This is a genomic window from Paraburkholderia sp. BL21I4N1, assembly GCF_002973525.1.
In the GTDB taxonomy this organism is placed as follows: domain Bacteria; phylum Pseudomonadota; class Gammaproteobacteria; order Burkholderiales; family Burkholderiaceae; genus Paraburkholderia.
Genome location: NZ_PVEN01000017.1, coordinates 97008 through 116396, shown reverse-complemented (window position 1 = coordinate 116396; position 19389 = coordinate 97008). Strand labels below are relative to the sequence as shown.

At 61.8% G+C, this 19389-nt stretch carries 23 protein-coding genes and 1 tRNA gene; 2 read left to right on the top strand and 22 right to left on the bottom strand.

What is annotated here, in order from left to right; translation table 11 throughout:
• Positions 1-214 precede the first annotated feature (214 nt).
• Positions 215-1555 (top strand): TIGR03862 family flavoprotein, encoded by a 1341-nt coding sequence (locus tag B0G83_RS30995; protein WP_105511155.1) that lies wholly within the window; start codon positions 215-217, stop codon positions 1553-1555.
• A 71-nt stretch (positions 1556-1626) separates the two neighbouring features.
• Here the strand turns inward: B0G83_RS30995 and B0G83_RS30990 are convergent, their stop codons facing one another.
• The 9 genes from B0G83_RS30990 to B0G83_RS30950 form a co-directional block, all read right to left on the bottom strand.
• Positions 1627-2751 carry a class I SAM-dependent methyltransferase gene (locus B0G83_RS30990; RefSeq protein WP_105511154.1) on the bottom strand — a complete coding sequence of 375 codons (1125 nt, stop codon included), beginning with the start codon at positions 2749-2751 and terminating at the stop codon, positions 1627-1629.
• A 292-nt stretch (positions 2752-3043) separates the two neighbouring features.
• Entirely contained in the window at positions 3044-3613 is a 570-nt protein-coding gene (locus B0G83_RS30985; protein WP_105511153.1) for a TetR/AcrR family transcriptional regulator, read from the bottom strand.
• Between the two features lie 445 nt (positions 3614-4058).
• Positions 4059-4134: transfer RNA gene (locus tag B0G83_RS30980), tRNA-Thr, on the bottom strand.
• A 19-nt stretch (positions 4135-4153) separates the two neighbouring features.
• Complete coding sequence (locus B0G83_RS30975) at positions 4154-4660, bottom strand: ClpXP protease specificity-enhancing factor (RefSeq protein WP_105511152.1); 507 nt, start codon at positions 4658-4660, stop codon at positions 4154-4156.
• Positions 4661-4730: 70 nt separating this feature from the next.
• Positions 4731-5342, bottom strand: coding sequence for a glutathione S-transferase N-terminal domain-containing protein (locus B0G83_RS30970; protein ID WP_035554923.1), 612 nt, complete (start codon positions 5340-5342; stop codon positions 4731-4733).
• Positions 5343-5437: 95 nt separating this feature from the next.
• Positions 5438-6193 (bottom strand): cytochrome c1, encoded by a 756-nt coding sequence (locus tag B0G83_RS30965; RefSeq protein ID WP_105511151.1) that lies wholly within the window; start codon positions 6191-6193, stop codon positions 5438-5440.
• Positions 6194-6215: 22 nt separating this feature from the next.
• Positions 6216-7595 (bottom strand): cytochrome bc complex cytochrome b subunit, encoded by a 1380-nt coding sequence (locus B0G83_RS30960; protein WP_105511150.1) that lies wholly within the window; start codon positions 7593-7595, stop codon positions 6216-6218.
• Positions 7595-8215: a ubiquinol-cytochrome c reductase iron-sulfur subunit gene (petA, locus tag B0G83_RS30955; protein WP_105511149.1), complete on the bottom strand. Its 621-nt coding sequence runs from the start codon at positions 8213-8215 to the stop codon at positions 7595-7597. Before petA ends, B0G83_RS30960 begins: the two co-directional genes overlap by 1 nt.
• Before the next feature lie 273 nt (positions 8216-8488).
• Positions 8489-9235 (bottom strand): Nif3-like dinuclear metal center hexameric protein, encoded by a 747-nt coding sequence (locus B0G83_RS30950; RefSeq protein WP_105511148.1) that lies wholly within the window; start codon positions 9233-9235, stop codon positions 8489-8491.
• A gap of 19 nt (positions 9236-9254) precedes the next feature.
• On the opposite strand from B0G83_RS30950, the gene B0G83_RS30945 reads away from it, so the two are divergent.
• Positions 9255-10484, top strand: a complete 1230-nt coding sequence (locus tag B0G83_RS30945; protein ID WP_105511147.1) for a Do family serine endopeptidase — start codon at positions 9255-9257, stop codon at positions 10482-10484.
• Positions 10485-10618: 134 nt separating this feature from the next.
• On the opposite strand, the gene tatC is transcribed toward B0G83_RS30945, so the two are convergent.
• The 13 genes from tatC to hisC all read right to left on the bottom strand — a co-directional run bounded on the left by tatC (position 10619) and on the right by hisC (position 19299).
• On the bottom strand, positions 10619-11398 hold the full coding sequence (tatC, locus tag B0G83_RS30940) for a twin-arginine translocase subunit TatC (RefSeq protein WP_105511146.1): 780 nt from the start codon (positions 11396-11398) through the stop codon (positions 10619-10621).
• A 34-nt stretch (positions 11399-11432) separates the two neighbouring features.
• Complete coding sequence (gene tatB, locus B0G83_RS30935) at positions 11433-11951, bottom strand: Sec-independent protein translocase protein TatB (RefSeq protein ID WP_105511145.1); 519 nt, start codon at positions 11949-11951, stop codon at positions 11433-11435.
• Positions 11952-11990: 39 nt separating this feature from the next.
• The gene (tatA, locus tag B0G83_RS30930) at positions 11991-12230 is read right to left on the bottom strand and encodes a Sec-independent protein translocase subunit TatA (RefSeq protein ID WP_105511144.1); all 240 of its coding nucleotides are present in this window, start codon (positions 12228-12230) and stop codon (positions 11991-11993) included.
• Positions 12231-12448: 218 nt separating this feature from the next.
• Positions 12449-12814, bottom strand: a complete 366-nt coding sequence (locus B0G83_RS30925) for a histidine triad nucleotide-binding protein (RefSeq protein ID WP_105511143.1) — start codon at positions 12812-12814, stop codon at positions 12449-12451.
• Positions 12815-12899: 85 nt separating this feature from the next.
• Positions 12900-13295: a hypothetical protein gene (locus tag B0G83_RS30920; RefSeq protein WP_105511142.1), complete on the bottom strand. Its 396-nt coding sequence runs from the start codon at positions 13293-13295 to the stop codon at positions 12900-12902.
• 95 nt (positions 13296-13390) lie between these two features.
• Positions 13391-13783: a phosphoribosyl-ATP diphosphatase gene (locus B0G83_RS30915; RefSeq protein WP_105511141.1), complete on the bottom strand. Its 393-nt coding sequence runs from the start codon at positions 13781-13783 to the stop codon at positions 13391-13393.
• A complete protein-coding gene (gene hisI, locus B0G83_RS30910; RefSeq protein ID WP_181157138.1) occupies positions 13780-14190 on the bottom strand; it encodes a phosphoribosyl-AMP cyclohydrolase in 411 nt (136 codons plus the stop codon). The genes B0G83_RS30915 and hisI overlap by 4 nt, the downstream gene beginning before the upstream one ends.
• A 1-nt stretch (position 14191) precedes the next feature.
• Positions 14192-14965, bottom strand: coding sequence for an imidazole glycerol phosphate synthase subunit HisF (hisF, locus tag B0G83_RS30905; protein WP_105511140.1), 774 nt, complete (start codon positions 14963-14965; stop codon positions 14192-14194).
• A 302-nt stretch (positions 14966-15267) separates the two neighbouring features.
• The gene (gene hisA / locus B0G83_RS30900; RefSeq protein WP_035554885.1) at positions 15268-16020 is read right to left on the bottom strand and encodes a 1-(5-phosphoribosyl)-5-[(5-phosphoribosylamino)methylideneamino]imidazole-4-carboxamide isomerase; all 753 of its coding nucleotides are present in this window, start codon (positions 16018-16020) and stop codon (positions 15268-15270) included.
• A 214-nt stretch (positions 16021-16234) separates the two neighbouring features.
• Positions 16235-16876 carry an imidazole glycerol phosphate synthase subunit HisH gene (gene hisH, locus B0G83_RS30895; protein ID WP_105511139.1) on the bottom strand — a complete coding sequence of 214 codons (642 nt, stop codon included), beginning with the start codon at positions 16874-16876 and terminating at the stop codon, positions 16235-16237.
• Positions 16873-17493 (bottom strand): MarC family protein, encoded by a 621-nt coding sequence (locus B0G83_RS30890; protein ID WP_105511138.1) that lies wholly within the window; start codon positions 17491-17493, stop codon positions 16873-16875. Before B0G83_RS30890 ends, hisH begins: the two co-directional genes overlap by 4 nt.
• Positions 17494-17571: 78 nt before the next feature.
• Entirely contained in the window at positions 17572-18159 is a 588-nt protein-coding gene (hisB, locus tag B0G83_RS30885) for an imidazoleglycerol-phosphate dehydratase HisB (protein WP_105511137.1), read from the bottom strand.
• Positions 18160-18228: 69 nt separating this feature from the next.
• Positions 18229-19299 carry a histidinol-phosphate transaminase gene (hisC, locus tag B0G83_RS30880; protein ID WP_105511136.1) on the bottom strand — a complete coding sequence of 357 codons (1071 nt, stop codon included), beginning with the start codon at positions 19297-19299 and terminating at the stop codon, positions 18229-18231.
• Positions 19300-19389: the final 90 nt, after the last annotated feature.

The window sequence follows — 19389 nt, the reverse complement described above, 5'->3', positions numbered from 1 at the left end:
AAAGTATAGGTCGCGCGGTCGAACAGCAAAGCGGCGAGCGCCAATCGAGCTGATCCGGATGCGCCTGAAGCCAGCTTTTTTCGGCCCGCCCGCTTGTCCGTGTGTTTGCCCAACACTGCCCACGGTGTGAAAATAGCGACCTTCGCGCTGCTTGGTTCGCCTCGTCTTTCGCCGCCGGGCTCCGCACCGCCTCTCCGCTCATCCGCAGGACCGCATGCCCTCTTCCCTTGATTCCGCCCGCGTCGCCGTGATCGGCGGCGGCCCCGCCGGCTTGATGGCCGCCGAGGCGCTCGCCAGCCATGGCGTGCAAGTCGACGTCTACGACGCGATGCCGTCCGTCGGCCGCAAATTCCTGATGGCGGGCAAAGGCGGCATGAACATCACGCATTCCGAGGCGCTCGAGCCGTTTCTCGGCCGCTATGGCTCGCGCCGTCAGCAGATCGCGCCGCTGCTGGATGCGTTCGGTCCCGACGCGCTGCGGGCCTGGCTGAAAGGGCTGGGCGTCGAGACGTTTGTCGGCAGTTCAGGACGCGTCTTCCCCACCGACATGAAAGCCGCGCCGATGCTGCGTGCGTGGCTGCATCGGCTGAGAGAGACCGGGGTGCGTTTTCACATGCGCCACAAGTGGGTCGGTTGGGATAGCGAAGACGGTGTTGCAACTGCCGCTGCGAGTCAATCCAGCACGCAGATGCTACGGTTCACGACACCCGACGGCGAGCAACGCGTAACCTACGATGCGGTCGTCTTCGCGCTCGGCGGCGCAAGCTGGCCGCGTCTCGGATCCGACGCCGCCTGGGTGTCGCTGATGAGCGCCCGCAACGTGCCGGTGGCGCCGCTGCGCGCCGCGAACTGCGGCTTCGACGCCGATTGGAGCCCGTATCTGCGCGAGCGTTTCGCGGGACGACCGGTCAAGTCGATCGCCATTTCCCTCACCGATATAGACAAAAATGTCCACAATCGACAAGGTGAAATACTTCTGACCGAAACGGGCCTTGAAGGGAGCCTGATTTACGCGTTGTCGGCGGCGATTCGCGAGCGGATTCTGGCTGACGGCGACGTGACGATCGCGCTAGATCTGGCGCCGGGCTTGCCTTTGGAGCGAGTCATCGCGGAAGTCACGCGGCCGCGCGGCTCGCGTTCGATGTCGAGCCATCTGCAAGGGCGAATCGGGATCGGCGGGGTCAAACTCGCGCTGCTGCACGAGATGCTGTCGAAGGAGACCTTCGCGGATTCGAACCGGCTGGCGCATGCGATCAAGGCGCTGCCCGTGCGGCTCACCCGCGCGCGACCGATCGCCGAAGCGATCAGTACGGCAGGCGGCATTCCGTTCGAAGCGCTCGACGCGCATCTGATGCTCAAGCCATTGCCGGGCGCGTTTTGCGCGGGCGAGATGCTCGATTGGGAAGCGCCGACCGGCGGTTATCTGTTGACGGCGTGCTTTGCTAGCGGGCTGGTAGCGGGGCGCGGCGCGCTCGCGTATCTTGCGGCGGGTGCCGGGTTGAATGCGGCGGGTACGACGGATGCCTCAGGCGCATCGCAACCGCCGGCTGCGTGACGCTCGAAAGAAAACGCCGCGTGTCGGACTAACCAACGCGCGGCGCTCCAGCCCATCACCTGGCGCTCAGCTTAACGCGCCTTCAACCGCCACAGCGAAGTCAACTCGGCCACACGCGCTGCGTGAAGCGCGTCGGTCTCATCGGTCGATTTCGGATGCCGCGGACGAATATCCTCACGTCCTACCACCGTCAACCCTGCCTTGTCGATCGCGTCGAGCAGCCATTCACGCGAACGCAGCCCGAGATGCTCGGCGAAGTCCGACAGGATCAGCCAGCCCTCGCCGCCCGGCGACAGATGCGCGGCCAGGCCATTCAGGAAACCGAGCAGCATACGGCTATCCGGATCGTAGACGGCATATTCGATCGGCGACGCGGGCCGCGCCGGCACCCACGGCGGATTACAGACGACCAGCGGCGCGCGTCCCTCCGGAAACAGATCGGCCTTCACGACCTCGACCTGCTGGTCATAACCGAGACGCGTGAGATTCTCGCGCGCGCAGTCGAGCGCGCGCGGATCCTGATCGGTCGCGACGATTTTCTTCACGCCACGTCTGGCGAGCAACGCGGCCAACACGCCAGTGCCGGTGCCGATATCGAACGCCTTGTTCAGCGACGGCAGCGGCGTGCGTGCGACAAGATCCACATATTCGCCACGCACCGGCGAGAACACGCCGTAATGCGGATGAATCCGCTCGCCGAGCGCGGGAATCTCGACGCCCTTCTTGCGCCACTCGTGCGCGCCGATCAGACCGAGCAATTCGCGCAGCGATACGACCGATGCCTCATCGTTCGCCGGCCCGTAGGTTTCGACGCACGCCTGTAGCACTTCGGGCGCGCGGCGCAGCGGAATGGCGTACGCGGCGTCGAGCGGAATCAGGATCATGCCGAGCGTGCGCGCGCGTTGCGACTGCGACTGCCGATGCAGGTTGAATGCGTCGATCGGCGTTTCACCTTGTTTGCGCGGTTTGCGCTCCAGCCGTCGGGTGACGGCCTGCAGCAATTGGCGGGCATTCTGGAAGTCGCCGTTCCAGAGCAGCGCCGTGCCTTCGCACGCGAGGCGGTAAGCCGAGTCGGCGGTGGTGCGATCGTCGGCGACGACCACGCGTTTGGGCGGCGGCACGGCCGCTTCGGAGCGCCAACGCGCGGTGCGAGGGCCATCGGCTTCGGGCCAGGTAATGAATGCGGGGCTGGTCATGATGAGGTGGGATCGGTGTTGCGGGAGGGACGCGGAGAAAACTCGCGTCGTCGGGGGCGTTGCCCGCCGGAGTACTGGATAGTGATGCCGACTGACTGACGCCCGAATAGTACCTCTGTCGTCCGGGTAAGCGGTGCGCTATTCGTCGATGTTCAGGCTTGCCGTCGTTGCCGTAAGCCGAAAATAGACAAAAAAGTCCACAATCGACAAGGTGAATGAGATATGGTGATTTTCGACCGTTCCGCGCCTCACCGCTACGCCGGGCAGCCGGTCTATCTCACCCGTCATGAAATCAGACCGTCGCCTCGGAATGCACAGCCAGCAAAGCGCGCGCGGCATTCCAGGCTTCGCCCGCAGCGCCTTTTCGACTGGAAATCTGCACCGCCAAAGTGGCGCCGTCGAGCAGCATGACCATGACTGGCGCGAGGATTTTGGCCTGCGAGGACGACACGAGATCTGTCAGCAGTTGCTCGATGAATTGCGTGAGACCTGCTTTCTGTTCGACGCTAATTTCGTGGATGCTGCTGCCTTTGTCGGCGAATTCGGCGGCTGCATGCGTGAACATGCAGCCCGTGAAGGTCTCGCTGGTGAACCAGTCCTGATGCCAGTCGAATACTCGTTCGAGACGGACCAGCGGCGCGTCTGCCTCCTCGACAAACGCTTTGAGCGACACTGCGCACAGTTCCTGACGCTGCCGCAATACGGCGATCACCAGGTCGGTCTTGGACGGGAAATGCCGGTACATGGTCATTTTCGCCACCCCGGATTCGGCGATGATCCAATCCACGCCCACTGCGTGATAACCATGCTTGCTAAACAGCAGCGTTGCGGTATCGAGAATCTGTTGACGCTTATCTGACACGGCGACCTTGGTAATAAATTATGCGTATTGATTATACAAGTGCGGCCACCTGTCTATCTCAGGTGTTCGGGGCAACCAGGGCTTTCCCGCCAAACAATAGACAGATCCGTATCGCCCAGGTATAGTCGTTCTCAACCTGTGGGAAAGGCCGTACCCACTAGGACCTGAGAGATCGCGCACTGAGACGCCGCACCACGGCCTCCAAAACGCCAATTAAAAATCAAGCCTTTGAATTGCCCTCGAGTGGCGGACATGCATTGCGTGTCCGCCACTCGTTTCGTTTACGCGCCCCCAAGTTCAGCGAACTATATTTTCGCGGGATTATCCTGACTGGGATAAGCCGCCAATGGTCTTGCCGCACAATTCATCGCGCCACGCGCGGTTTGCGAAAACGCCAATAAAAAAACGGGGTTTCTGAATGAACAGAAACCCCGTTTTGTACTTCTGGTGCCGGCTGCAGGACTCGAACCCGCCACCTCATGATTACAAGTCAAGCGCTCTACCTGATGAGCTAAGCCGGCATGAGGCCGTGATTCTACTTCATTTTACGATCTTGAGGCGAGCCCTTCCGCCACCTTTTGAACCATCGTCGTCCGGCTGCGGGCCGTCCGTTGCGGTCTCGGCTTTGGCGGCCGCGTCGGCGGCCGACGTCTCGACCGCGCGCGGTGCGGCCGGCGCTTCGGTTTCGTCCGCCAGTTCCGCGTCCGCACCCGAATCCTGGGCCTCACCGCCGGCCGACTCGACCGGGAACGCCATGCCTTGGCCGTTTTCGCGCGCGTAGATCGCGAGAATATTGGCGATCGGCACTTCGATCTTGTGCGACTTGCCGGAGAAGCGCGCGCTGAACTCGATCCACTCGTTGCCCATCTGCAACTGGCTGGTTGCCTCGAAGCTGATGTTCAACACGATTTCGTTGTCGCGCACAAACTGACGCGGCACCCGCGTCTGGTTGTCGACCCGGACCGCGATGTGCGGCGTATAGCCGTTATCCGTGCACCACTCGTACAACGCGCGCAGCAGATAAGGCTTGGTGGAAATCTCTTGCATCAACAGTCCTCTTACCGGATGCGAGGCCGCGCCACGCCTACCGCGCGACGCCCGCACCCTAAAGCCAAACTCAACGACGCATCACCTTTTCCGACGGCGTCAGCGCTTCGATATAAGCCGGGCGGCTGAAAATGCGCTCGGCGTACTTCATCAGCGGTGCTGCGTTCTTCGACAGTTCGATACCGTAGTGATCCAGACGCCACAGCAGCGGCGCGATCGCGACGTCGAGCATCGAGAACTCTTCGCCGAGCATGTACTTGTTCTTCAGGAAGATCGGTGCGAGCTGCGTCAGACGATCGCGGATCGCGAGGCGAGCCTTCTCGTGATTCTTCTCGGCGGCCTTGCCCTTTTCGTTTTCGAGCGTGCCGACGTGAACGAACAGTTCCTTTTCGAAGTTCAGCAGGAACAGACGGGCGCGCGCGCGCTGAACCGGATCGGCCGGCATCAGTTGCGGGTGCGGGAAGCGCTCGTCGATATACTCGTTGATGATGTTCGATTCGTACAGAATCAGGTCCCGTTCGACGAGAATCGGCACTTGACCATACGGATTCATCACGGCGATGTCTTCCGGCTTGTTAAACAGGTCGACGTCGCGGATTTCGAAGTCCATGCCCTTTTCGAACAACACCAGCCGGCAGCGCTGGCAGAACGGGCTAGTTGTGCCGGAATACAGAACCATCATGTTTACGTTTCCTCAAAAAGCTGAAAGGCCAGCGCGCGGAAAAACCGTTCAGCAGGTTTTTCCTGGCGCCGGCCCCACGCCGCGTGACGGCGTGATTATTTGATATGTTTCCAGTACGCGGCGTTCAGTCGCCAGGCGAAAAAGCTCAGGATGCCGAGGAACATCAGTACCCACACGCCAAGCTGTTTGCGGGTTTTCTGCGTCGGTTCGGACATCCATGACAGGTACGACACGAGGTCGGCCACAGCAGAATCATAATCTACCGGCGACATCGTCCCCGGAGTGACCTGCTGGTAGCCGACAAATTTGTGTACCGTCTCGCCCGTTTTTTCGTCGGTTTCGTCCCCGAATTTCGCGGTACGTTGCCCCTGAAGCTGCCACAGCACATGCGGCATGCTCACGTTTTCATACACCAGATTGTTCCAGCCGGTCGGCCGCGTATCGTCGCGATAAAAACTGCGCAGATACGTGTACAGCCAGTCTTTGCCGCGCGCCCGCGCTTCTACCGACAAATCCGGCGGTGCCGCGCCGAACCACGCTTTTGCGTCGTCCGGGCGCATCGCCACGGTCATGGTGTTGCCGACCTTGTCGGTAGTGAACAGCAGGTTCGACTGAATTTCCGCCGGCGTGATGCCGAGGTCGGTCAGCCGGTTGTAGCGCATCAGGTTCGCGCTATGGCAATTCAGGCAGTAGTTTACAAACAATTGCGCGCCGTGCTGCAAAGAAGCGAAATTCTCCGCGTTATCGGGCGCGCGGTCGAGAGGGAAATTCTCGTCCGCGTGCGCCGGAGTACCCAGCACCGCAAGCAGTGTCGCGCCGATCAGCGCGCACGTCGTAAGCAGTTTTTTCATTTCGTGTTCTCCTGGCTTGCGATTAGTGAGGCTTGAACCGCACCCGTTCGGGTGGCTGCTTGAACGTGCCAAGCCGCGTCCAGAACGGCATACCGAGGAAAAACGCGAAATAGATCAGCGCGCAAACCTGCGCGATCAGCGTGGAAGCCGGCGACGGCGGTTTCGTACCGAGGAAACCGAGCGTCAGGAAAGCCACCACGAAGATCCCGTAGAACACCTTGTGAAAAAACGGCCGGTAACGGATCGACTTCACCGGCGAACGATCGAGCCACGGCAGGAAGAACAGCGAAATCACCGCGCCGCCCATCACCACCACGCCCCAGAACTTCGATTCGGTGAAGGCCATGGCCAGAATCACCAGCACCGCGAGCACCGGCAACCCGAGCTTCCACTTGCCGCGCGCCCGCACCAGCGCGAGCAGGCCGAGCAACGCGATCACAATCATCAGGACGATCTTGAACGGGTCGGTCGTGGCGCGCAACATCGCATAGAACGCGGTGAAATACCACACCGGCGCGATTTCCTGCGGCGTTTGCAGCGGATTGGCCGGAATGAAGTTATTCGCTTCCAGGAAGTACCCGCCCATTTCCGGCGCGAAGAAAATGATCGCGGCGAAAATCGTCAGGAACACCGACACGCCCATGAAATCGTGCACTGAGTAGTACGGATGGAACGGAATGCCGTCGAGCGGAATGCCGTCCGGATCTTTTTTCGCCTTGATCTCGATACCATCCGGGTTGTTCGAGCCCACTTCGTGCAGCGCCACCAGATGGGCGACCACCAGTCCGATCAGCACCAGAGGAATCGCGATCACGTGAAACGCGAAGAAGCGGTTCAGCGTGACGTCCGAGACCACATAGTCGCCGCGAATCCACAGCGACAGATCCGGCCCGATGAACGGAATCGCCGAGAACAGGTTCACGATCACCTGGGCGCCCCAGAACGACATCTGCCCCCACGGCAACAGGTAGCCGAAGAACGCCTCGGCCATCAGGCACAGAAAGATCGCGCAGCCGAACACCCACACCAGTTCACGCGGCTTGCGGTACGAGCCGTACATCAGCCCGCGAAACATATGCAGATACACGACGACGAAAAACATCGACGCGCCCGTGGAGTGCATATAGCGGATCAGCCAGCCCCACGGCACCTCGCGCATGATGTACTCGACCGACGAGAACGCGAGCGTCGCGTCGGGCTTGTAGTTCATGGTGAGGAAGATGCCCGTGACGATCTGATTGACCAGCACCAGCAGCGCGAGCGAACCGAAGAAGTACCAGAAGTTGAAGTTCTTCGGCGCGTAGTACTCGGAAACGTGCTTTTTCCAGGTGGAGGTCAGCGGAAAGCGGCGGTCGATCCAGCCGACCAGCCCGGTCGTCTCTACTTCGTGTTCGATCGCCATTACGCTTCTCCTTTCTCGTCCTTGCCGATCACGAGGCTGGTGGCCGTGGTGAACATGTAGGGCGGGATGTCGAGGTTCTGCGGCGCAGGTTTGTTCTTGAAGACGCGGCCGGCCATGTCGTAGGTCGAACCGTGGCAAGGGCATAGGAAGCCGCCCGGCCAGTCGTCCGGCAGATTGGGCTGCGCGCCCTCCTGGAAGCGCGGTGTCGGCGTGCAGCCCAGATGGGTGCACACGGCGACGGCGACAAAAAGGTTCTTGTGATCGGTGCGTGAACGGAATTCGTTGTTGCAGTACTCCGGCAACGGCATCGAAAAAGGATTCTTGGTGTGGGGATCCGCTACTTCGTTATCGGCTTTCTGGACATCGGCGAGCATTCTGTCGGTGCGGTTGATGATCCACACCGGCTTACCGCGCCAGGCAACGGTCTTCATGTCGCCCGGCTTGAGATCACTAATATCGACTTCGACCGGGGCACCTGCTGCCTTGGCCTTTTCAGATGGTGCAAACGAACTAACAAAGGGTACGACAGTGGCAACGCCTCCTATGCCACCTGCTACGGTCGTCGCAATCAGCCAGGTACGGCGGCCGCCGTCGACGCGTTCATCTTCCTTGTCTCGCATCACACGCCCCACTTCTGAGTTGGATTTTTCCTTCACGTCGCTTCTACCGCCGCTAGTTTGCGCGAATGGAGTCGCCATTTACAAGGGCCGATTGCCAAAAACCGTGCGAAGTCCTTGATAGATCAGGGTTTCTCCGTACAAATCACAAACTTTTTCGCGCCTTCTTTTAAGCGTCTTATGCGTTATTCGTACCTTTTTCTTTGCTAATACGCTGGCTGCGGCATTTCGCCGCTTTTGCATTGCCTTTGCCTGGATGTTTTCCTAACGGACGATTCAAACCGGATTAGGGATATCGATAAACACGTGCTCGATATCGAATTGCTCGGACAGATGCTTGCCCACGGCCTGCACGCCGAAGCGCTCGGTCGCGTGATGGCCGGCCGCGAGGAACGCCACACCGCTTTCCGCCGATGTGTGCATGACCGACTCCGAGACTTCGCCGGTCAGATAGACGTCGGCGCCCGCGTTGATGGCGGCCTCGAACATGCCTTGCGCGGCACCCGTGCACCAGCCCACGCGACGCAACTCGCGATCCGGGTCGCCGAACACGAGCGGCGTGCGGCCGAGCGTCTGCTCGATTTCGGCGGTGAGGTGCGAAAGCGTGATTGGCATCGGAAAGGTGGCGAGCCAGCCGAGGTCGTTGTCGCCGAAGCGCGCGTCGCTGATCCAGCCCATCTTCTCGCCGATCTGCGCGTTGTTGCCGAACAGCGGGTGGTCGTCGAGCGGCAGATGGTAGGCGAACAGGTTCAGGTCGTTGGCGATCAGCAGCTTCAGGCGCGCGTGTTTGCGGCCCGTGATCTGCGGCGCTTCGTTGCGCCAGAAGTAGCCGTGATGGACCAGTACGGCGTCCGCGCCCCAGTCGAGCGCGGCCTCCAGGAAGGCCACCGACGCGGTCACGCCGGTCGCGAGCTTATTTATTCGACGTCGCCCTTCGACCTGCAATCCATTGGGGCAGTAGTCCTTGAAGCGCGCGGTTTCAAGGAGATTGTTCAAGTACAATTCAAGTTCGATCCGATCCATATAAACCTCAAGTCTTCAGATGCTTAGACGCTTTTGGCTGTTCTTTGCCCAAGCGGTGACTGTGCTGTTGGCGCTGATGTTCATCATTGCGACGCTCAAACCGCAGTGGCTCCAGCGTCAAGGGCAATTCGGCAAGCAACTCGCCGAACCGATCGTCGCCCTCCGGGAAGTGGCGCCTGGCATCGGCAGCGGCCCCGCTCAGGCGTCTTACGCAGACGCCGCCCAGAAGGCGATGCCTGCGGTCGTCAACGTGTTCTCCAGCAAGGATGGCTCACTGCCACCCGACCCGCGCGCGAAAGATCCGCTGTTCCGCTACTTCTTCGGCGACAAGAACAACCGTAAGCAGCAGCAGGAGCCCGCATCGAACCTGGGCTCGGGTGTGATAGTGAGTTCGGAAGGTTACATTCTAACGAACCAGCACGTCGTGGACGGCGCCGATCAGATCGAAATCGCGCTGGCCGATGGTCGCACCACGAATGCGAAGGTGATCGGCGTCGATCCGGAAACGGATCTGGCCGTGCTGAAGGTCAATATGACCAACCTGCCCACCATCACGCTCGGCCGTATGGATCAAACGCGCGTGGGCGACGTGGTGCTGGCTATCGGCAATCCGTTCGGTGTCGGCCAGACCGTGACCATGGGCATTGTCAGCGCGCTCGGCCGCAGCCACCTCGGCATCAATACGTTCGAGAACTTCATTCAGACCGACGCGGCGATCAATCCCGGCAACTCGGGTGGCGCGCTGGTCGACGTGAATGGCAATCTGCTCGGCATCAACACGGCGATCTATTCGCGCTCGGGCGGCTCGCTGGGCATCGGCTTCGCGATTCCGGTATCGACGGCGCGCAGCGTGCTGGAGAGCATCATCACGACCGGGTCGGTCACGCGCGGCTGGATCGGCGTCGAGCCGCAGGACGTGACGCCGGAGATCGCCGAGTCGTTCGGGCTCGAGCAGAAGTCGGGTGCGATCGTCGCCGGCGTGTTGAAGAACGGTCCGGCCGACCGCGCGGGTATCAAGCCGGGCGACATCCTGGTGAGCGTGAACGGTCAGGAGATTACCGACACCACGCGTCTGTTAAACGTCATCGCGCAGATCAAACCGGGCACGGCCGCCAAGGTGCACCTTGTGCGCAAGAGCCGCGAAATGGATCTGGATGTGACCATCGGCAAGCGCCCCGCGCCGCCCAAGCAGCCGGCTGAAGATAACGACAACGGCGGCGGCGATCAGCAGGATGACGACGGCGGTTGAACGAAACACCGCAGCAAAAACAAAAAAGGGCAGTCCGCAACGGACTGCCCTTTTTTGTTTGCCTTGGCCTGCTTTGGCCTTGTTGCCCCACCGCTCAGCTTGGCGACCCTCGCGAGCGAGCGGGGAAATCAACATCAATCCGGCGAACTTGCCTCGTCGGTCACTACAGGCTGCTTGCCGACAATCAGCCGCGCCGCGATGATGCCCGCCTCGTACAGCACGATCAGCGGAATTGCGAGGATCAGTTGCGAAAACACGTCCGGCGGCGTCACCACGGCGGAAATGATGAACGCGCCGACGATTACATAGGGGCGAATCTCCCTGAGCTTCTTGATGGTCAGCACATTCATGCGGACCAGCAGCACCACGATGATCGGCACTTCGAACGTCACCCCGAACGCGATGAACATGGTCAGCACGAAGCTCAGGTAATTGTCGATGTCGGTCGTCATCTCCGCACCGAGCGGCGCATTGTAGTGCGCCATCACGCGGAAGATGGTCGGGAACACCACAAAGTACGCGAACGCCATGCCGCACAGGAACAGCGTGTAGCTGCTGCCCACCAGCGGGCCGACCAGTTTCTTCTCGTGCTGATAAAGACCCGGCGCGACGAATGCCCAGATCTGGTACAGCACGATAGGCAGCGCGATCACGAACGCGACCAGCATGGTCACCTTCATCGGCACGAAGAACGAGCCGGTCACGTCGGTGACAATCATCTTGCCGTCCTTCGGCAAGTTCTGCATCAACGGGCGCGCCAGCAGCCGGAAAATATCCGGCGCCCAATACACGAGCCCGACGAACACCACGATGACGGCGAGGCCAGCGCGAATGATGCGATCGCGCAATTCAACGAGGTGGGAAATGAAGGTCTCTTCAGTGCCTTCGTCCTGGGTTTGCTGGGGGTCGCTCACGCCGGCCCTCGGTTAGAGATTGTCGTTCTGATCATCAGAAGAACCGCGTCGGACGACGCATGGTGGCCGGCGTATGACGCGCGACGCGCGCTGCGCCCGACTGCACGCGCGTGCGGCGCAGGGTGGCGCGCTTGTACCAGGTGGGCATGGCACCCTGCTTGACGCGCCAGTTCTTGCGCTTCGGGCCGGCGGGCGGCGTACTGCTGGGCCACGACGTGGTGCCGACGTCTTCGAGCGCGCCGCCGGCAATGCTCGGCGACACCGACGTGCCGCTGTTCCACGCGTCGTTCAGTTCGGTTTCGTGCTTGCGCAGATTGTCCTGAACGGACGTTTCGACATTGCTCGCCGCCGCTTCAAACTCGGTTTTCATACGACGCAGTTCGTCGAGCTCGATTTCGCGAGTGACTTCGGCCTTCACGTCGTTGATATACCGCTGCGCGCGGCCGAACAACGCGCCGGCCGTACGGGCGACGCGTGGCAGGCGCTCAGGCCCGAGTACGACCAGCGCGACGACGCCGATCAGCGCCATCTTGGTTAGACCGAGGTCCAGCATGAAGTGGAATGTCCGTCAGTAACGCGGGTAAGCCGCGGCTTAGCGGTAATCGCCGGAACGCGGCGCTTTTTCCTTCGCTTCCACATCCACGGCGCCGTTGCGCGGCAGTTCACGCTGCTGCGCTTCGCCTGCGGGCGTTTCGGCTTCTTTCATGCCTTCCTTGAAGCCCTTCACCGCGCCACCCAGATCGGTGCCGATATTGCGCAACTTCTTCGTGCCGAACACGAGCGCCACGATCAGCAACACGATGAGCCAATGCCAAATGCTAAACGAACCCATGACTACTCTCCTTAACCCCGACGCCGCCCAATGAGCGGCAAAACTCTTGCGCCTTGCGGCGTGACTCGAAGCGCTGCCGCTCCATCTATACGTTACCGCGAGCTGTTCCGATGCAACTGGCGGCGCCGCCGCAACACCGCCGCAACCAGCGAACGGCATTGTGACCAGCCGACCGCGTCGGCGTTATTACAATGCCGTAAAAACCCGCAGCCGCGCCATCAGCCCATGCGTTGCCACGGACGCGGCCCCGCAAGAATGTGCGCATGCAGGTGATAGACCTCTTGCCCGCCGCCCGGCCCGGTGTTGATCACCGTGCGAAATCCCGTCTCGCCACCGGTGTACGCCACGCCCAACTGGTCGGCCAGACGCGCCACCAAGACAAGCATTCTACCAAGCAGCGGTGCATCGTTTTCGGTGCAATTCGACAGGGTCGGCAGGTGCTTGCGCGGAATCACCAGCACGTGCGTTTCGGCCGCCGGACGGATGTCGCGGAAGGCCAGGAACTCGTCGTCTTCGTGGACTTTGGTCGACGGAATTTCGCCGGCGGCGATCTTGCAGAAAAGGCAGTTCGGGTCGTGACTCATCGTATTCCTGACGCAGTGGGGCTAGAGCGCGAAGCGCAACGCGGCGGAAGGTTGAACTCAGGTCCGACCCATGATCGGACGGCGCTCAAACCCAGCTACGCGGATTCGCGAATGGCTTGTTATCGTACAGATACAGCCAGCCCTTAATAATACGGTACAACATCCAGATGCTGACGGCCCAGAGGATCGGAATGCCGATCAATACGAACAGCAGCACGCCGCCGATCGCATAACCCACCAACGCCGCCCAGAACGAACGGATCTGCCACTCGAAGTGAGCTTCGTACGGCGTGCCCGCCACGTCGGGCCGCTTGATGTAATTGATGATGATCGCGACCAGGATCGACACGCCGCCCGTGAGCCAATGCACCGCGTAGAGCGCGTACAGAATGTGCGTGAGCGTGCGCAGACTGCGTTCGCGTTCCGGTTCGATGGCGTTGCGATAGACCGGCGGCGGGTAGCTTTCGTGCGACTGTTCCATGCTGGCGTCCTCCCGTGGATGCGATCGATGTACTCACTGCCACTGCCATATGCGCCCCGTCACCCGCCAATTCAAGGCAGGACGACGCGCGACGTTCAGTCGCCGTTCTGCTCGCGCTCGCGGCTTTTGCGCAGCGCCTTTTCCTCGATGCCCGACAGCCCTTCGCGGCGTTCGAGTTCGGCGAGTACATCCGCCGGGCTCAGTTCGAAGTGCGACAGCATCACGAGGCAGTGAAACCACAGATCCGCGACTTCGCCGACCAGCGCCTTCGGCGCGCCACCGTGGCGCGTGTCTTTGGCGGCCAGCACGACTTCGGTGGCTTCTTCGCCGATCTTCTTGAGGATCGCGTCATCGCCCTTGTGGAACAGGCGTGACACGTACGAAACGTCCGGATCGCCGCCCTTGCGGCTGTCGATGATGGCCGCGAGGCGCATCAGCGTGTCGGTGGTGGACGAGGCGGATTCCGAGGTGGGCGTGGATTGCGTCATTTGTAGATGTGTTCGGGGTCTTTCAGCACGGGATCGACGGCAAGCCAGTCGCCATCGTCCACCGAGCCTTCGAATTTCTGGAAAAAGCACGAGTGACGGCCGGTGTGGCAGGCAATGCCCGACACCTGCTCCACCTTCAGCAGCACGACGTCTTCGTCGCAATCGAGCCGCACTTCATGCACGTGCTGCACGTGACCGGACTCTTCGCCCTTGAACCACAGTCGCTGACGCGAGCGCGAGAAATACACCGCGCGATTCGTTTCGATGGTTTTCGCCAGCGCTTCGCGGTTCATCCACGCGAACATCAACACGTCGTTCGTCGACGCTTCCTGCGCGATCACCGGCACGAGGCCGTTCGCGTCCCACTTGACCTTGTCGAGCCAGGTCACGCCCGTTGGATTCACCACGTTACAACCTCACCGAAATGCCTTGCTCGGCCATGAAGCGCTTGGCCTCGCCGACCGTGTGCTCGCCATAGTGGAAGATGCTGGCGGCCAGCACCGCATCCGCGTGCCCGTTTTTGATGCCGTCGGCCAGATGCTGCAGATTGCCCACGCCGCCCGAGGCGATCACGGGAATCGGCACCGCGTCCGACACCGCGCGCGTAAGCGCGAGATCGAAACCGCTCTTGGTGCCGTCGCGGTCCATGCTGGTCAGCAGGATTTCGCCGGCGCCGAGTTCGGCCATCTTGCGCGCCCATTCGACCGCTTCGAGGCCCGTGGCCTTGCGCCCGCCATGCGTGAAGACTTCCCAGCGCGGCGTTTCGCCGTCGGCGGACACGCGCTTCGCGTCGATCGCGACGACGATGCATTGCGAGCCGTATTTATCCGTGGCGTCCTTGACGAGCTGCGGATTCGCCACCGCCGACGAGTTCATGCTGATCTTGTCCGCGCCCGCGTTCAGCAGGCGCCGCACGTCTTCGACGGCGCGCACGCCGCCGCCGACCGTCAGCGGAATGAACACCTGGGAGGCGACTGCTTCGATGATAGGCAGGATCAGATCGCGCTGATCGGAGGTCGCGGTGATGTCGAGGAAGGTGAGTTCGTCGGCACCCTGATCGTCATAGCGGCGGGCGATTTCGACCGGATCGCCGGCATCGCGCAGTTCGACGAAGTTGACGCCCTTGACCACGCGGCCAGCCGTGACGTCGAGACAGGGAATGATGCGTTTAGCTAGAGCCATGATCGTGCAATTCTGCCAATACCGCTGATGAGGCCGCTCGCGTGGGCGAGCGGCGCGGGGCCGGCGCGGCCGGTTGCGGCGAGCCGCGCCCGCCGGTGTGTTGTATGCGGACGGCATGCGCGCGCACGCTGTGCGCGGCGCCGTCACAACGGCGTCGGACGCCGGCGATCCGTTGCCGGCAACGCCTGACCGAGGTGGCACGTACCCGAAACTCGCGCCCGAAGAAGCGTGAAACAGAGCACCGTGCCCGACGTCCCAAACGCGCCTTAAAACGCGCCTTAAAACGCGCCTTAAAACGCGCCTTAAGCGTCGTCCGATTCGCGCAGCCGGTCCGCGAGCGTCTGCGCGGCCGTGAAGTCGAGATCGCCCGAGTAGATCGCCCGGCCGCAGATCACGCCTTCAATGCCTTCGTCCTCGACTTCGCACAGCGACTCGATGTCCGCGAGGTTCGACAAACCGCCGCTCGCGATCACCGGAATCTTCACCGCGCGCGCAAGGCGCACCGTGGCTTCGATGTTGATGCCTTGCAGCATCCCGTCGCGGCCGATGTCGGTATAGATGATCGATTCGCAGCCGTAATCCTCAAACTTGCGCGCCAGATCGGCGACTTCGTGGCCGGTCAGCTTGCTCCAGCCGTCGGTCGCGACCTTGCCGTCTTTCGCGTCGAGGCCGACGATGATATGGCCGCCGAACGCCGTGCAGGCGTCCTGCAGAAAGCCCGGATTTTTCACCGCCGCGGTGCCGATGATCACGTACGACAAGCCGTCGTCGAGATAGCGCTCGATCGTGTTCAGGTCGCGAATGCCGCCGCCCAGCTGCACGGGAATCGCGCCGCCCACTTCCTCGATGATCGCGCGGATCGCGTCTTCATTCTTCGGCTTGCCGGCGAACGCGCCATTCAGGTCGACGAGGTGCAGACGCCGGGCGCCGCGGTCGACCCAATGTCGGGCCATTGCCGCCGGTTCCTCGGAAAAAATTGTCGCCTGGTCCATATCGCCCTGTTTGAGGCGTACACAGTGACCATCTTTCAGGTCGATGGCGGGAATCAGCAGCATAGCAATCGGGTGTTGTCTGGGAAGGGGTTGATGGTCGGCGGCAGCGGCTGATGAGCCGGCCCGCTGAAACGCCGTTTCGCTAGTTTAGTACAACTCTTTCGACGCTCCAGCCGAGCGCCGTCGGGCAGCAGGGTCTGGGTGTTACGGTCGTGGCGCGCGGCGCACGCTCCGCTTGTGGCGGACCGGCACACGGCAACAGGATGAAGAAAGGCGCTCACGGGTTCCAGTGCACGAAGTTGCGATACACACGCAACCCCGCTTCGGCGCTCTTTTCCGGGTGGAATTGGGTCGCGAAGATGTTATCCCGCGCCACCGCCGAGGTAAAGGGCACACCGTACACCGTTTCGCCCGATGTATGGGCGGCATTGTCGGGCACAACATAGTAGCTATGCACGAAGTAGAAAAAGGCGTTGTCGGCCACACCGTCCCACAGCGGATGCGGCTGCGCCTGGCGCACGCGATTCCAGCCCATTTGCGGCACCTTGAAGCGCGAGCCGTCGTCCTGCAGTTGGCCTTCGAGGTCGAAGCGCAGCACCTTGCCCGGCAGCAGCCCGAGACCCGGCGTATCGCCCTCGGCGCTCCAGTCGAACAGCATCTGCTCGCCGATGCACACACCCATCAGCGGCTTGCTGCGCGACGCTTCGAGCACCGCTTCCTGCAGGCCGGATTCGCCGAGGCTGCGCATGCAGTCGGGCATCGCGCCCTGACCGGGCAGCACGACACGGTCGGCCGCGCGGATCGCGTCCGGCTGGTCGACGATCGCCACGTCCGCTTCCGGCGCCGCTTTGCGCAATGCCTGGGCCACCGAACGCAGGTTGCCCATGCCGTAATCCACAATCGCTATCGAAGTTTTCATTTCAAGTTAGGCAGCAATGCCTTCAATCCATCGACGATGAATTCCACCGCCAGCGCCGATAACATCAAACCCATGAGCCGCGTGCCGATATTGATACCCGTGCGACCTACCCAGCGGGCAATCGGTTCGGCCAAACGCAGCGAAAAAAAGCAGATCGTCGCCAATACCGCGCCGATCGCGATGAGGCTGAGCCGGTCGTACCAGTGCGCCGAACCGGCCGCGTAAATGATCGTGGTGCTGATCGCGCCCGGCCCGGTCAACAGCGGAATCGCCAACGGCACGACCGCGATGTTGTCCTTCTGCTCGGCTTCGTGGCGCTCTTCCGGCGTCGACCGGCTATTGCCGATCTGCGCATTCAGCATGTTGATCGCCATCAGCAGCATGATGATGCCGCCGCCCACTTCGAGCGAGCCGACCGAAATGCCGAAGAAGCTGATGATCTGCTGTCCGAGCAGCGTGGTCACCGCAATCACGCAGAACACCGAAATCGCCGCGATGCGGATGGTTCTACGCCGCTCGACGTCGCTCTGATGCATCGTCAGGCTCAGAAAGAACGGGATGGCGCCGACCGGATTGATCAACGCGAGCAGCGAGATAAACGACTTCAGAATGTCCATTGCACACGGGACGCAAGCGCCACACGGCGCGACTCCCGGTCCTGGTAAAAAAGCCGGCTAACGGAGGCTCGAAAGTGCTTAAAGGCTGCCCTTGGTCGACGGAATCTGCCCCGCCGCGCGCGCGTCCATTTCGGTGGCCATGCGCAATGCACGTCCGAACGCCTTGAACACCGTTTCCATCTGATGATGGGCGTTCAAGCCGCGCAGATTGTCGATATGCAGCGTGACGCCCGCATGATTCACGAAGCCGCGGAAAAACTCGATCGACAGATCGACGTCGAACGTGCCGATTCGCGCGCGCGTGAACGGCACATGGAATTCGAGGCCGGGACGGCCGGAAAAATCGATCACGACGCGCGACAGCGCTTCGTCCAGCGGCACGTAAGAGTGACCGTAGCGAACGATGCCCTTGCGATCGCCGATTGCCTTGGCGACGGCCTGGCCGAGCGTGATGCCGACGTCTTCGACCGTGTGGTGGTCGTCGATATGCAGGTCGCCATGCGCTTCGATGTCGAGGTCGAACAATCCATGCCGTGCGATCTGGTCGAGCATGTGGTCCAGAAACGGCACACCGGTGGCCAGCTTTTGCTGACCGGTGCCGTCCAGATTGATCTTCACACGGATCTGCGTTTCGCTGGTGTTGCGAACGACTTCCGCAAGGCGCATGGTAATTCCTCGAATCGAGCTAGAAAGCGATGGGTAGGTGGGAGGGGAGGCGGCCGCTCGGCGCGCCGTTCAGTGCAGCACGAGTTTCAGTGCGGCGACCAGTTGCGCATTTTCTTCCGCCGAACCGACGGTCAAACGCACGCAATTCGCCAGCAATGGATGCATTTTACTCACGTTTTTGATCAAAACCCGCGCTGTCAGCAGCGTTTCGAACACAACCGATGCGTCGGGCACCCGCACCAGCAGGAAGTTGCCGGCACTCGGGAACACTTCGGCGCCCGGCAGTGCCGCTACGGCCTGCGCGAGTTTCGTGCGTTCCTCGCGCAGCAGCGCCGCTTGCGCGTCGAGCACGTCGATATGGTCGAGCAGGAAATCGGCGGCGGCCTGCGTGAGCACGTTGGTGTTGTACGGCGGCCGCACTTTGTCGAATTCGGTCAGCCATGCCGGCTTGCCGACCAGATAGCCGAGGCGGATGCCGGCCAGACCGAGCTTGGACACCGTGCGCATCACGACGACGTTGTCGTACTCACCGGCGCGCGGCAGCCAGCTTTGCTGCGCGAACGGCTGGTACGCCTCGTCGATCACCACGAGGCTCCGGTTCGCCGCGGCGATGATGCGCTCCATGTCGGCATCGTCGAACATCGTGCCGGTCGGGTTGTTCGGGTATGCCAGATAGACGATCGCCGGCTGATGCTCGGCGATCGCCGCGAGCATCGCTTCGGTGTCGAGCGTGAAATCCGCGTTCAGCGGCACGCCGACGAACTCCAGATTCGCCAGCTTCGCCGACATCTGATACATCACGAAACCCGGCATCGGCGCGAGCACCTTGGCGCCCGGCTGCGCGCACGCGATCGACACCATCGCGATGATCTCGTCCGAACCATTGCCGAGCAGCACGTCGCAACCGGCCGGCACGCCCATCACGCGTTTGATCTTGTCGATCAGCGCTTCGGGACGCGGCGCCGGATAACGGTTCAGCGCGACAGCCGCCAGATGCTCGCCCAACTGCGCGGCCAGGGCCGGCGGCAGCGGAAACGGGTTTTCCATCGCGTCGAGCTTAAGAAAGCCCGTGGCGTCCGAAACCGGATAGCTCGTCATGGCAAGCACGTCGCGGCGGATGATGTCTTGAGGTGTCGTCATAGGTCTGTGGACTGTGGACCGGTCGCGAGAAGGTCTCCGGCCTGGCGTCGGCGGCACGCGGGCTGCCTCAGGCCGGTCTGGGTCATTTTA

Excerpts from the sequence above, each read along its gene's own strand:
- B0G83_RS30995 (WP_105511155.1), top strand. The coding sequence starts at position 215 with ATGCCCTCTTCCCTTGATTCCGCCCGCGTCGCCGTGATCGGCGGCGGC.
- B0G83_RS30990 (WP_105511154.1), bottom strand. The coding sequence starts at position 2,751 with ATGACCAGCCCCGCATTCATTACCTGGCCCGAAGCCGATGGCCCTCGC.
- B0G83_RS30975 (WP_105511152.1), bottom strand. The coding sequence starts at position 4,660 with ATGCAAGAGATTTCCACCAAGCCTTATCTGCTGCGCGCGTTGTACGAG.
- B0G83_RS30970 (WP_035554923.1), bottom strand. The coding sequence starts at position 5,342 with ATGATGGTTCTGTATTCCGGCACAACTAGCCCGTTCTGCCAGCGCTGC.
- B0G83_RS30965 (WP_105511151.1), bottom strand. The coding sequence starts at position 6,193 with ATGAAAAAACTGCTTACGACGTGCGCGCTGATCGGCGCGACACTGCTT.
- B0G83_RS30960 (WP_105511150.1), bottom strand. The coding sequence starts at position 7,595 with ATGGCGATCGAACACGAAGTAGAGACGACCGGGCTGGTCGGCTGGATC.
- petA (WP_105511149.1), bottom strand. The coding sequence starts at position 8,215 with ATGCGAGACAAGGAAGATGAACGCGTCGACGGCGGCCGCCGTACCTGG.
- B0G83_RS30950 (WP_105511148.1), bottom strand. The coding sequence starts at position 9,235 with ATGGATCGGATCGAACTTGAATTGTACTTGAACAATCTCCTTGAAACC.
- B0G83_RS30945 (WP_105511147.1), top strand. The coding sequence starts at position 9,255 with ATGCTTAGACGCTTTTGGCTGTTCTTTGCCCAAGCGGTGACTGTGCTG.
- tatB (WP_105511145.1), bottom strand. The coding sequence starts at position 11,951 with ATGCTGGACCTCGGTCTAACCAAGATGGCGCTGATCGGCGTCGTCGCG.
- tatA (WP_105511144.1), bottom strand. The coding sequence starts at position 12,230 with ATGGGTTCGTTTAGCATTTGGCATTGGCTCATCGTGTTGCTGATCGTG.
- B0G83_RS30925 (WP_105511143.1), bottom strand. The coding sequence starts at position 12,814 with ATGAGTCACGACCCGAACTGCCTTTTCTGCAAGATCGCCGCCGGCGAA.
- B0G83_RS30920 (WP_105511142.1), bottom strand. The coding sequence starts at position 13,295 with ATGGAACAGTCGCACGAAAGCTACCCGCCGCCGGTCTATCGCAACGCC.
- B0G83_RS30915 (WP_105511141.1), bottom strand. The coding sequence starts at position 13,783 with ATGACGCAATCCACGCCCACCTCGGAATCCGCCTCGTCCACCACCGAC.
- hisF (WP_105511140.1), bottom strand. The coding sequence starts at position 14,965 with ATGGCTCTAGCTAAACGCATCATTCCCTGTCTCGACGTCACGGCTGGC.
- hisA (WP_035554885.1), bottom strand. The coding sequence starts at position 16,020 with ATGCTGCTGATTCCCGCCATCGACCTGAAAGATGGTCACTGTGTACGC.
- hisH (WP_105511139.1), bottom strand. The coding sequence starts at position 16,876 with ATGAAAACTTCGATAGCGATTGTGGATTACGGCATGGGCAACCTGCGT.
- B0G83_RS30890 (WP_105511138.1), bottom strand. The coding sequence starts at position 17,493 with ATGGACATTCTGAAGTCGTTTATCTCGCTGCTCGCGTTGATCAATCCG.
- hisB (WP_105511137.1), bottom strand. The coding sequence starts at position 18,159 with ATGCGCCTTGCGGAAGTCGTTCGCAACACCAGCGAAACGCAGATCCGT.
- hisC (WP_105511136.1), bottom strand. The coding sequence starts at position 19,299 with ATGACGACACCTCAAGACATCATCCGCCGCGACGTGCTTGCCATGACG.